This is a genomic window from Serratia sp. Ser99 (assembly GCF_024519545.1).
Classification (GTDB): domain Bacteria; phylum Pseudomonadota; class Gammaproteobacteria; order Enterobacterales; family Enterobacteriaceae; genus Serratia; species Serratia liquefaciens.
This window is the reverse complement of the sequence record NZ_JALJRT010000017.1, coordinates 57,224-68,572: the sequence shown is the minus strand read 5'-3', so window position 1 is coordinate 68,572 and position 11,349 is coordinate 57,224. Positions and strand designations below refer to the sequence as shown.

General features: G+C 55.5%; 11 protein-coding genes, 1 tRNA gene and 1 pseudogene. 7 read left to right on the top strand and 6 right to left on the bottom strand.

Going from position 1 to position 11,349, the window contains the following annotated elements; translation table 11 throughout:
- Positions 1 to 59: transfer RNA gene (locus NR114_RS23060), tRNA-Met, on the bottom strand.
- Between the two features lie 221 nt (positions 60 to 280).
- Between NR114_RS23060 and mltA the strand changes: the two genes are divergently transcribed.
- Together mltA and tcdA are read left to right on the top strand one after the other, a co-directional pair.
- The gene (gene mltA, locus NR114_RS23055) at positions 281 to 1,423 is read left to right on the top strand and encodes a murein transglycosylase A (protein WP_020828385.1); all 1,143 of its coding nucleotides are present in this window, start codon (positions 281 to 283) and stop codon (positions 1,421 to 1,423) included.
- 139 nt (positions 1,424 to 1,562) lie between these two features.
- Positions 1,563 to 2,369 carry a tRNA cyclic N6-threonylcarbamoyladenosine(37) synthase TcdA gene (tcdA, locus tag NR114_RS23050; RefSeq protein WP_020828384.1) on the top strand — a complete coding sequence of 269 codons (807 nt, stop codon included), beginning with the start codon at positions 1,563 to 1,565 and terminating at the stop codon, positions 2,367 to 2,369.
- On the opposite strand, the gene csdE is transcribed toward tcdA, so the two are convergent.
- Both csdE and csdA read right to left on the bottom strand, forming a co-directional pair.
- Positions 2,360 to 2,794 carry a cysteine desulfurase sulfur acceptor subunit CsdE gene (csdE, locus tag NR114_RS23045; protein WP_048759189.1) on the bottom strand — a complete coding sequence of 145 codons (435 nt, stop codon included), beginning with the start codon at positions 2,792 to 2,794 and terminating at the stop codon, positions 2,360 to 2,362. The genes tcdA and csdE overlap by 10 nt on opposite strands.
- Positions 2,795 to 2,817: 23 nt before the next feature.
- Entirely contained in the window at positions 2,818 to 4,023 is a 1,206-nt protein-coding gene (csdA, locus tag NR114_RS23040) for a cysteine desulfurase CsdA (RefSeq protein ID WP_046372766.1), read from the bottom strand.
- Positions 4,024 to 4,218: 195 nt separating this feature from the next.
- Here csdA and NR114_RS23035 point away from each other — a divergent pair, with 195 nt between their 5' ends.
- From NR114_RS23035 to rlmM, 4 genes are all read left to right on the top strand, one after another.
- On the top strand, positions 4,219 to 4,443 hold the full coding sequence (locus NR114_RS23035; protein ID WP_004952250.1) for a YgdI/YgdR family lipoprotein: 225 nt from the start codon (positions 4,219 to 4,221) through the stop codon (positions 4,441 to 4,443).
- Between the two features lie 383 nt (positions 4,444 to 4,826).
- The gene (locus NR114_RS23030) at positions 4,827 to 5,744 is read left to right on the top strand and encodes a transcriptional regulator GcvA (RefSeq protein ID WP_020828381.1); all 918 of its coding nucleotides are present in this window, start codon (positions 4,827 to 4,829) and stop codon (positions 5,742 to 5,744) included.
- A gap of 52 nt (positions 5,745 to 5,796) precedes the next feature.
- Positions 5,797 to 6,192: a DUF423 domain-containing protein gene (locus NR114_RS23025; RefSeq protein ID WP_020828380.1), complete on the top strand. Its 396-nt coding sequence runs from the start codon at positions 5,797 to 5,799 to the stop codon at positions 6,190 to 6,192.
- On the top strand, positions 6,185 to 7,288 hold the full coding sequence (rlmM, locus tag NR114_RS23020; RefSeq protein WP_020828379.1) for a 23S rRNA (cytidine(2498)-2'-O)-methyltransferase RlmM: 1,104 nt from the start codon (positions 6,185 to 6,187) through the stop codon (positions 7,286 to 7,288). The genes NR114_RS23025 and rlmM overlap by 8 nt, the downstream gene beginning before the upstream one ends.
- Before the next feature lie 30 nt (positions 7,289 to 7,318).
- Here the strand turns inward: rlmM and xni are convergent, their stop codons facing one another.
- The 3 genes and pseudogenes from xni to queF all read right to left on the bottom strand — a co-directional run.
- Positions 7,319 to 8,074 (bottom strand): flap endonuclease Xni, encoded by a 756-nt coding sequence (gene xni, locus NR114_RS23015; protein ID WP_020828378.1) that lies wholly within the window; start codon positions 8,072 to 8,074, stop codon positions 7,319 to 7,321.
- A gap of 169 nt (positions 8,075 to 8,243) precedes the next feature.
- On the bottom strand, positions 8,244 to 9,608 hold the full coding sequence (ppnN, locus tag NR114_RS23010; RefSeq protein WP_004952240.1) for a nucleotide 5'-monophosphate nucleosidase PpnN: 1,365 nt from the start codon (positions 9,606 to 9,608) through the stop codon (positions 8,244 to 8,246).
- 190 nt (positions 9,609 to 9,798) lie between these two features.
- A pseudogene (queF, locus tag NR114_RS23005) lies at positions 9,799 to 9,894 on the bottom strand (NADPH-dependent 7-cyano-7-deazaguanine reductase QueF); the annotation flags it as partial.
- A 129-nt stretch (positions 9,895 to 10,023) separates the two neighbouring features.
- On the opposite strand from queF, the gene syd reads away from it, so the two are divergent.
- Entirely contained in the window at positions 10,024 to 10,575 is a 552-nt protein-coding gene (syd, locus tag NR114_RS23000) for a SecY-interacting protein (protein WP_234530725.1), read from the top strand.
- Positions 10,576 to 11,349: the final 774 nt, after the last annotated feature.

Below are 11,349 nucleotides of genomic sequence, written 5' to 3'. Positions count from 1 at the left end.
GGCCGGATTTGAACCGACGACCTTCGGGTTATGAGCCCGACGAGCTACCAGGCTGCTCCACCCCGCGTCCGATGGAAGCGCACTATACTCTCCGTGCGTTTTGTTGCAACCCTTTTTGCATTTTATTGAACTAAAACAGCCTTTCTGTCGAATAAGTCCGCAACTTGCGTTCTTTTTCATCATTATCCGGCCGAGGGCTTTTTTTATAGGGGGCGATTCCTTTATCTATGGGCGTTTGTTATCGTTCGCCGGTAGATCATATCAGTTGAGAGTGTGCGCGATGAAAGGACGTTGGGGCAAATACCTGCTGGGCGGGTTGATGGTAGCGATACTGGCAGGCTGTTCGTCAAAGCCGACCGATCGGGGACAGCAATATAAGGATGGACGTCTGGATCAGTCGCTGGAGTTGGTGAATCAACCCAACGCGAAAGGTGTACCGGTTAATGCCAAGGATTATTCAGATCAGCTGATGGAGATTAAATACGCCTCTCCTTCACTTTTTAATCGCAACAACACCACCTATCAGGCAGTACAGAACTGGATGGCCTCCGGCGCCGATACGCGCAATCTGAACCAGTACGGCCTCAGCGCTTACCAGATGGAAGGCGTAGACAACTACGGCAACGTTCAGTTTACCGGTTACTACACGCCGGTAGTGCAGGCGCGCTATACCCAGCAGGGTGAGTTCCGTTATCCGCTGTACCGCATGCCGCCAAAAGGAAAAGGCCGCCTGCCCGATCGCGCGGGCATTTACTCAGGCGCGTTGGATGACCGTTATATCGTGGCGTACACCAACTCCCTGATGGACAACTTTATGATGGAAGTCCAGGGCAGTGGCTATGTGGATTACGGCAACGGCCAACCGTTGGTGTTCTTCGGCTACGGTGGCAAGAACGGCCATGCTTATCGCAGCATTGGCAAGGTGCTGATCGATCGCGGTGAAGTGGCGAAGGCAGATATGTCGATGCAGGCGATTCGTCAGTGGGCGGATACCCACAGCGCGGCAGAAGTGCGTGAGCTGCTGGAACAAAACCCTTCCTTTGTCTTCTTCCGTCCGGAGGCCTTTGCACCGGTACGGGGTGCCAGTGCGGTGCCGCTGATCGCCAAAGCCTCGGTGGCCTCCGACCGTTCACTGATCCCGGCTGGCACCACGCTGCTGGCGGAGGTACCACTGCTGGACAACAAGGGTAAATTCACGGGAAAATATGAGATGCGTCTGATGGTGGCGCTGGACGTGGGTGGGGCGATCAAAGGCCAGCACTTCGATATGTACCAGGGCATCGGGGCTGACGCCGGTCACTCGGCGGGTTATTACAACCACTATGGCCGCGTTTGGGTGCTCAAAGGCGCCAACGTAAACGCGCCGCTGTTTACCAGCCAGACCAGCTCCGCCTCCGGCGGTTCGCTGTTGGTCACCCGTTAACGGCATCAGGCTTTACCCGATAAATTTCAGGCTGGTCGTATGACTGTGGCTTGAAAGGCGACGGGTATACCGATATTGACCCGCAAGGGCCGGATCCTCCGGCCCTTATCATTTGCAAAGTTAAGGTAATAAAAGCGTTATGAGCACAGCCTATTCTGAAGCCTATCTGCAGCGTTTTGGCGGCACGGCACGTTTATACGGTCAGCAGGCGCTGGCGCTGTTTGCCCAGGCGCACATTTGCGTGATTGGCATCGGCGGCGTGGGCTCCTGGGCGGCAGAAGCGCTGGCGCGTACCGGCATCGGCGCTATTACGCTGATTGATATGGACGATGTCTGCGTCACCAACACCAACCGTCAAATTCATGCGCTGCGCCAACATGTCGGGCAGTCAAAAACAGAAGTGATGGCGGAGCGTATCCTGGCGATCAACCCAGAGTGTCGGGTGACCTGCATTGACGATTTCATTACGGCGGACAACGTTGCCGAGCTGCTCGATAACAATTTCAGCTACGTCATTGACGCGATTGACAGCGTGCGGCCGAAGGCAGCACTGCTGGCTTATTGTCGACGCTACAAAATACCTGTGGTCACCACTGGCGGTGCCGGTGGACAGATAGACCCGACCCAGATTGCGGTGGTCGATCTGGCGAAAACCATACAGGATCCGCTGGCGGCCAAGCTGCGTGAGCGGCTGAAAAATGATTTCAACGTGGTGAAGAACAGCAAGGGCAAGCTGGGCATCGACTGCGTGTTTTCCAGCGAACCCCTGGTTTACCCGCAGCCGGATGGCAGCGTTTGCGCGTCGCGCAGCACCGCAGAAGGGCCAAAACGAATGGATTGCAGTGCGGGATTCGGTGCGGCAACCATGGTTACCGCGACCTTTGGCTTTGTCGCCGTTTCCCACGCGCTGAAAAAGATGGTAGCGAAAGCCGCGCGTCAGGCGTAGCGGGCGCCGATCGCTTTCACTGCGGCAGCCAGCGCTTCCAGTCCACTGGCTCGGGTGGCGCTGAGCTGGGCGCGTAGCGCCAACCGATCAAACAACCCCAAGGGGTCCATCGCCGCGATTTGTTGCGGCGTTTTTCCTTCCACCGCCGTTAGTAGCACCGCCAACAGGCCGCGTACGATGCGTCCTTCGCTGTCGCCATAAAAATGCAGCGTCCCGTCCGCCTGCAACTGATGCCCCAGCCAGACCCGGTTTTCACAGCCGCTCAATTCCATTTCCGCTGCACGTAATGCTTCCGGCAACGGGGGCAACTGTTTTGCCAACATAATCAGTTGGCGATAGCGATCTTCCCACTGTTTCAGCGCGGTAAATTTTTCGATTAGCGCCCCGGCGGTGATTTCACGGCCAAAGGGATGGGGGGCAAGCATAGCGTCTCCGGTGTTCATTCAGTCTAGTCGGCCAGTAGATCGATGGCGTTGATCAGGGCTGCGACCAAAGCATCGACATCTTCCTGGGTGTTATAAGGTGCAAAGGAGGCGCGCAGCGTCCCACTGACCCCGAGCGCCGCCATCAGCGGTTGGGCGCAGTGCTGGCCGGCACGTACGGCGATGCCTTGTTCTGCCAGCAGGGTGACGATGTCGCTGTGGTGGATGCCGGCAATATCGAATGCCAGCAGGCTGGAGCCTGAGCAACGGAAGCTGCGAAAGCCAGGTAATCCCCCCAACCTTTGTTCGGCGTTATCGGCCAGGCCACGGCTGTAGCGTTCGGCAGCCAACATATCCTGGTTGGAAAGCCATTCCAGTGCGGCGGCTAACCCCAACACGCCGGCGATATTGGGCGTTCCAGCTTCAAAGCAGTGAGGAGGTTTTTGCGGCGTGAACCCCTCGAACGATGCCTGGGTCAGCATCTTGCCGCCGCCCTGCCACGGTGCCATTTGCGCCAATAACTCGCTCTTGCCGTACAGCGCCCCTATGCCGGTTGGGCCGTAGAGTTTGTGGCCGGAGAAAGCGTAGAAATCAATATCAAGCCGCTGAACATCGGCAGGGCAGTGCACTATGCCTTGCGCGCCGTCGATCATCACGCGTGCGCCGGCGCGGTGGGCCAAAGTGATGGCATACGCCAGATCCGGGCAGCCGCCGGTGACGTTGGACATTTGCCCCAGTGCCAGCAGACGGGTTTTGGCGTTGAGCAGGCCAGGCAACAATGTCAGGTCCGGCAGGCGATCTGCACCAAGGGGCAGTTTTACCACCCGAGCTCCGGTTTGCTCTGCCACCATCAACCAGGGGATCAGATTGGCGTGATGCTCGGCCTCGCTCACCAGAATTTCGTCACCCGGTTGCAGCAGTGGGCGAGCATAGCTCTGCGCTATCAGGTTGATGGCTTCGGTGGTGCCGCGGGTCCAGATAATATCATCGGCTGAAGGGGCGTTGATCAGAGTAGCGACCTGTTGGCGCGCCTGCTCGAAACGGGCGGTCAGGTCCTGTGCGGCCCTATGTTGGCTACGATGCACCGTTGCCGCATCGTCACGATAAAACTGCTGCGTAGCGGCGATGACCGCCAGAGGTTTTAATGCGGTGGCGGCGCTGTCGAGATAAATGCCCGCCTGCTGCAACGCAGGAAACTGATTACGGAAGTCGATGGGATTAAAAGGTGTCATACCCTGATTATCACTGGCTGGAGTCAATCACTGATCCTGTCTTATTTTACGGCTGGAGACAAGCTATCACGACCATTAGGACTTATCGCCTGGCAATCTTGGGAAAGTTTGTTATGCTAATAAGTACGCGCTAAATAATGGCGTTGAATAATAGAAAGGGTTTTTTACAGCATTTAAAACTACAAGGAGTCCACAATGAAGAAGACAGCCGCAGTTATCTCTGCTCTGATGCTTACGTTCACCCTGGCAGCATGCTCCAGCAATTACGTGATGCACACCAATGATGGGCGCACTATTGTCGCTGACGGCAAGCCAAAAGTGGACAATGACACCGGGATGATCAGCTATAAAGATGCCAACGGTGTTGAGCAGCAGATCAACCGCTCCGACGTGAAAGAAATGGTTGAAAGCAACCAGTAAACGTCAGGCAAAAAAAAGCACCGCAAAGCTTGCGGTGCTGCATAAAATCACTATGGACAGACAGGGTAAATGTACAGGAAGTGAAAAAACAGTAGCTTAGCTACCACGTCTGGATTGCCAGACAATTTGCAAACACAACATCACAACCACAAGCCAAAAGTTCATCGGCGTCCTCGACACCCACTCCCTTTTCGTTCCGGCCCGGGAAGTGCCGCCACTATAGGTATTTGCTGGCGCATGCTCAACGGACAATTTATAATGGCTCGGATTAAAAAAACTAATGGTAGCGCTTTGTTGTTCTGTGCCTTTTGCACCGCACACCACGCCGCCTGATTTTTTATGCCGAATCACTCGGAATATTGTTACACAAAAGTAGCTAATAAATGTCTAAACGCTTACCACCTCTTAATGCACTGCGGGTATTTGACGCGGCTGCCCGTCATCTGAGTTTTACCAAAGCGGCTGAAGAACTGTTTGTCACCCAGGCCGCGGTGAGCCACCAGATCAAGTCGCTGGAGGACTTCCTCGGCCTGAAGCTGTTTCGGCGCCGCAACCGCTCGCTGTTGCTGACGGAAGAAGGGCAAAGTTATTATCTGGATATCAAGGAGATCTTCTCCTCGATCAACGAAGCGACTCGCAAGCTGCAAGCGCGCAGCGCGAAGGGGGCATTAACCGTCAGTTTGCCTCCGAGTTTTGCCATTCAATGGTTGGTGCCGCGTTTGTCTGGCTTTAACTCAGCTTATCCGGGAATTGATGTGCGTATCCAGGCGGTGGATCGTGAAGAAGATAAGCTTGCCGACGATGTCGACGTGGCGATTTTCTATGGCCGTGGCAATTGGACCGGGTTGCGTGCCGAGCGTTTATACGCGGAATATCTGCTGCCGGTGTGCTCCCCTAGCTTGCTTACCGGGGAACATGCGTTAAAAGTGACGAGCGATCTGGCTTATCACACGCTACTGCATGATACTTCACGCCGCGATTGGCTGGCCTACACGCGCCAATTGGGGTTGCAGCACATTAATGTGCAACAGGGGCCGATTTTCAGCCACAGTGCCATGGTGGTTCAGGCTGCGGTGCATGGGCAGGGGATTGCGCTGGTGAATAACGTGATGGCGCAGACCGAGATCGAAGCCGGGCGGTTGGTATGCCCGTTCAACGACGTTCTGGTCAGTAAAAATGCTTTTTATCTGGTATGTCATGACAGCCAGGCAGAACTGGGTAAAATAGCCGCCTTTCGTCAGTGGATCCTGGCGCGGGCAGCCAGCGAGCAAGAAAAGTTCCGCTTTCGCTACGAACAATAAGGCCGGTCGCCGTTTTTTCGCCGCCGGTTTTCTTCAATAAAGGTAAATAACGATGAGCAGTCGTTCAATGCTGATTTTTGCTGCTATCAGCGGTTTTGTATTTGTTGCTCTGGGCGCGTTTGGCGCACACGTATTAAGTGGCACGCTGGGCGCTAACGAGATGGCCTGGATCCGTACCGGGCTGGAATATCAGGGCTTTCATACCCTGACGATCCTGGCACTGGCAGTGGCGATGCAACGCCGTGTCAGCCTGTGGTTTTACTGGAGCGGGGCGTTATTGGCGCTCGGCACCGTACTGTTCAGCGGCAGCCTGTACTGTCTGGCGCTGTCGCACCTGAAGGTCTGGGTCTATATCACGCCGATTGGCGGCGTGTGTTTCCTGGCCGGTTGGGTATTGATGTTGATTGGCGCTTTGCGTCTGAGGAAAAAGGCCGAGCGCCATGAATAAGATTGCGTTGTATTGCCGCCAAGGTTTTGAAAAAGAGTGTGCGGCGGAAATTACTGCTAAGGCTGCCGAGCTGGAAGTGTTTGGCTTCGCCAGAGTGAAGGACAACAGCGGCTACGTGCTTTTTGAGTGCTATCAGCCGGACGATGCCGATCGCCTGGCGCGGGAAATTCCGTTCCGTGAATTGATTTTTGCCCGCCAGATGTTGGTGGTGGGCGAGCTGCTGCGTGATTTGCCGCCGGAAGATCGCGTATCACCGATTGTCGGCATGCTGATTGGCGTGGTGGATCGCGGTGGTGAGCTGCGAGTAGAAGTGCCGGACACCAACGAAAGCAAAGAGCTGATGAAGTTCTGCCGCAAACTGACGGTGCCGTTGCGCGCCGCGATGCGTGAGCAGAAAGTGTTGATGGCCCGTGAGAATGCAACCCGTCCGGTGGTGCACGTATTCTTTATCGCGCCGGGTTGCTGTTATGTCGGTTACTCCTTCAGCAACAACAATTCACCGTTTTATATGGGCATTCCGCGCCTTAAATTCCCTTCCGACGCGCCAAGCCGTTCTACGCTGAAGCTGGAAGAGGCATTCCACGTGTTTATCCCCGCCGATGAGTGGGACGAGCGTTTGGCCAGCGGCATGCATGCGGTCGATCTGGGGGCCTGTCCGGGCGGTTGGACCTACCAACTGGTGCAACGCAGCATGATGGTGCACGCGGTGGACAATGGCCCGATGGCGCCAAGCCTGATGGATACCGGACAGGTAACCCATCACCGCGCCGACGGGTTCAGATATGAACCTTCCAGCAGCAAGATTTACTGGCTGGTGTGTGACATGGTGGAAAAACCTGCGAAGGTGACCAGTTTGATGATCCAATGGCTGGTGAAAGGCTGGTGTCGCGAGGCGATCTTCAACCTGAAGTTGCCGATGAAAAAACGCTACGAAGAGGTTTCGCAGAACCTGCAGTCGATTAGGGAAGCGCTGGATGCGGCGGGCATCAGCTCGCAAATCCATGCCAAGCAGCTGTACCACGATCGTGAAGAAGTTACCGTGCACGTCCGCCGTATGTGGTCTGCCGTGGCTGGTCGTCGCGACGAGCGTGATTAATTGAGAGGGCGCTTTCTGCAGCGCCCTGGTTTATGCCGGTAACCGCAGTTGCTGCAGGTTACCGGTTAACGTCAGGTCGGTGCGCAAGGTGGCGACCTTTTTACTGATATAAGCCATGTCGCGGTGTTGTTGAAGTTTACCGCGCCATTTCTCCGGCACCTGCTCCAGGGCCTGGTAGAGCCCGTCCAGCGAACCTGCCTGCTGCAACAGCAACACCGCTGTTTTCGGTCCGATACCGGCTACACCAGGGATCTTGCTGCTACTGATCCCCGCCAATCCCCAGTAATCCGCCAACTGCTGTGGTGATACCCCAAACTCCTGCTGCACAAACGGCATATCCAGCCAGCGCTTTTGAAAGTAATCGCGGATTTGCACGCTGGGTGCCAACAACTGACAGTAACCTTTGTCGGTGGACACAATAGTGACCTGATGGCCGCCGCCTGCGATTTTGGCCGTCAGCGTTGCCGCCAGATCGTCCGCTTCATTGCCTGGCGAGTGCCAACAGGCGACGCCGAGGGCCTCGAACGCCTGGCGAAGCTGCGGCATTTCCTGCTGCAGATTCTCCGGCATCGGCGAACGTCCGGCCTTATAGTCGGGCAGGATCTGATGACGCCAGCTTTCGCTGCGATCGTCCTCGTCGAATACCGCCACCGCGTGCGTTGGGCGGCTGTGCTGGATCAACTGTTGCACGGCGTGCTGGCAGGCGTTGACACAGGGAGACCCCTGCACGGCGTGAATGCGGCGGATGAGGTTGAGGGCGTCGACAATCAGTAGGTGTATAGGCATTAACTCGTCGTCTTTCAAGCTGCAACGTTGCTGACTTCACGTACTCCCCCAAGTAAGCTCTGGGGATGAACACGCTTACCGCCTGGCTGCAACTTGAAATCCATATAGAGTAAAGGCGGAAAAGTCAGGTAAAAAGAAGGGCGGTTATTAGGCCGCCCCGGAGAGTTCATTAAGCGACTATTTCGTAGCAGGGCACATAGGCGCTGCCCGGCAGCTTCATACGGTGTTGAGCAACGAAGCCCTGCAACAGGCTGTCCATCTGTTTCATCATCTGCGGTTCGCCGTGCAGCTTGTACGGGCCGAACTGCTCGATGGCATGAATGCCATTTTCCTTCACGTTGCCGGCGACGATGCCGGAAAACGCGCGGCGTAGCGCAGCGGCCAACTGTTCGGCCGGCTGGTCCGGATACAGGTTGAGATTCGCCATATTTTCATGGCTCGGCTCGAATGGTAATTGCAGATCCGGCGCGATGCGAATAGACCAGTTGAAGCTGTAGGCATCGCCGGTATTGCGGCGGTTTTCTTTCACCAGCGGCATGGCTTTTTTCATCTGCCGCGCCACTTCCGCCGGATCGTCGATGATGATGGTGTAATGGCGGCGCGCTTCGTCCCCCAGCGTGTTCATGATGAACTCATCCAGCACGCGGAAATAGTCGGCGCTCTCTTTTGGCCCGGTGAGGATCAGCGGCAAGACCTGTTCGCTGTTTTCCGGGTTCATCAGAATACCCAGCAGATACAGCAGTTCTTCCGCCGTGCCAACGCCGCCCGGGAAGATGATGATGCCGTGGGCAATACGGACGAAGGCCTCCAGGCGTTTTTCGATGTCCGGCATGATAACCAGCTCATTGACCAGCGGGTTTGGCGGTTCTGCGGCAATGATTGAAGGTTCGGTCATGCCGATAAAACGGCTGTTGCGGTAGCGCTGCTGGGCGTGGCCCACGGCGGCGCCTTTCATCGGCGCTTCCATGGCGCCCGGTCCGCAGCCGGTACAGATATTCAGCTCGCGCAGGCCCAGCTGGCTGCCGACCTTGCGGGCATAAAGGTATTCATTTTCATTGATCGAATGGCCGCCCCAGCACACCACCAGGTTAGGATCCTCATCGAGGTGCAACGCACGGGCGTTGCGCAGGATAGAGAACACCAGGTTGGTAATGTGGGCCGAGTTTTCCAGATTCAGATGCTGGAAACGGCCGGCGCTGTCGATCTGCCCGTGAACGAACAGAATATCGCGCAGCACGGCGAACAGGTTGGCCTGCAGCGAGCGGATAATTCGACCGTCGACAAAGGCGTCTTCCGGTGGGTTAACCAGTTCGAGTTTCACACCACGCTCACGGCGCAGCACGTTGATATCAAAGGTTTCGTAGCGTGACAGCAGCTGTTTGCTGTTGTCGGTCTGGCTGCCGGAGTTCAAAACGGCCAGCGAACAGTTGCGGAACAAACGGTATAGATCACTGCTGGCGGTACGCTTCAGCATGTCTACTTCCAGCTGCGACAGCAAATCCATAGAGCCAAGCGGGCTGATGTGTGTAATCAAGGTAACTCCTTTGCACCCGGAACGGGGCAGTAGTAATCCATACGCAGCAGAACAGCATCTCGTTATTGTCAGGGCACGGCGGCAAAACCCGACCGGAATGCCCGGCGCACCTGATTTAACCTTACCGCCGTCCCCCGATTTTTACCAACACAAACCACTCGTTAGCTCAGTTGTTGAGCAATGTTTCGCACTATTGGCGTGTCGGACGACCTCGAGACGGGACAAAGTCCGTTTTGCTGCGCCAGGGATTGATGTCCTGCCCGCCGCGACGGGGGCAACGTGCGTAGTGCGTAGATTGTCAGGCTTTGCCCAGCGTCAGTTCCGACAGGGAAGGGGCTTGGTCGGAGGACATCTGCTGTCACCTTGGTGAGAGATAGGTACAATGGTCGCCAGTTTACCGTATGCGAGAAAAAATATGGACCACGATGTACCGCACGCCCTGCGTGAATTTACCCAGCGTTATGTTGAGCTTTGGCAGCAGGAGCGCGGTCATGCGCCGGCAAGTCAGGAGCTGTACGGCGTGCCGTCGCCCTGCCTGGTCGAAAACCGCGATGACCAGGCGCTGTGGTTGCCGCAACCCTTCACACCGGCCGCAACGCTGGAAAAGGTAGAGACTGCGCTTGAGCTTCGTCTGCAGCCGGACATCAATCTGTTTTATACCCAGCAGTATGCTGGCGATATGGGTGCGCAGTTCGGCGAACATTATTTGACCTTGCTGCAGGTATGGAGCGAAGACGATTTTATCCGCCTGCAGGAAAACCTGATCGGTCATCTGGTAACGCAAAAACGTTTGAAACTGTCCCCGACGCTGTTTCTGGCAACCACCGAATCAGAAATGACCCTGGTCTCTTTGTGCAACGTCAGTGGGAATGTGGTGCTGGAGCAATTTGGCAGCGATAAGCGCACCTTGCTGGCCGCGTCGCTGGGCAATTTCCTCGATGCATTGCGCCCGCGGATAGAAGATTGATGCTAATTTAACCGCGTTGCGTGTGCGAGATCTCTCACAAGCGTTGTGAGAGATCGCTTTTAATTTTTGGCTCACTGCCGGTTAGAAGCATTTTATTGTTATCCAGATCAATTGGTTAGTTTTTCTTTAGGATAACTCTTAGCATTAATTTGTAGCACGCCTGCCAGTAAGCCCTTGTGAACCCGGGATAATTAAGCGATCTTATGTTCACCGGAAGGGATACGGTGGAGCTGGAAAGCATCAGGATGATGCAGCTTCAGGATGAAGAAGTGGATGCGCTCAGTGAAGAGCGAAGGACGGCGTCAGGAGATGCCAGGATGTTTCAGGACTGAAACCAGGGACACCTCCAGGATGGAGATTGAGAGCCAGCAAAGGATGGTTGGCGGGTCATGAAGACTAAGGAACCGCATCAGGACGATGCTATGGGACAACGCCAGGAAGGTTTGGTCAGGATGACCGCAGGAAAAGTTTTCAAGGATTGAGCAGGGAGCACACTGTGTAGCGGGATAGCTATAAAACGAACCGAGGGCACTGTTAGCGCAGTGCCCTCAACTTTTACGACTTCCTGTTTAAGCATCCATCAGTTTAACCCTGCTCAAACTTAATCCGCCTCAAATTCATCTCAGTTGTTAACCAATCGTCCCCAGCGTATCGCTATCAATCCTGTTTAAGAACTCAATCCCATTTCGATACTGATAGCCGGCAGTATAAAGCCGAGGATCAGCAGGTCAAAGCCAGCATGGCTTTGCCGGGCGTGGCGTGGTTTTTTGTCGT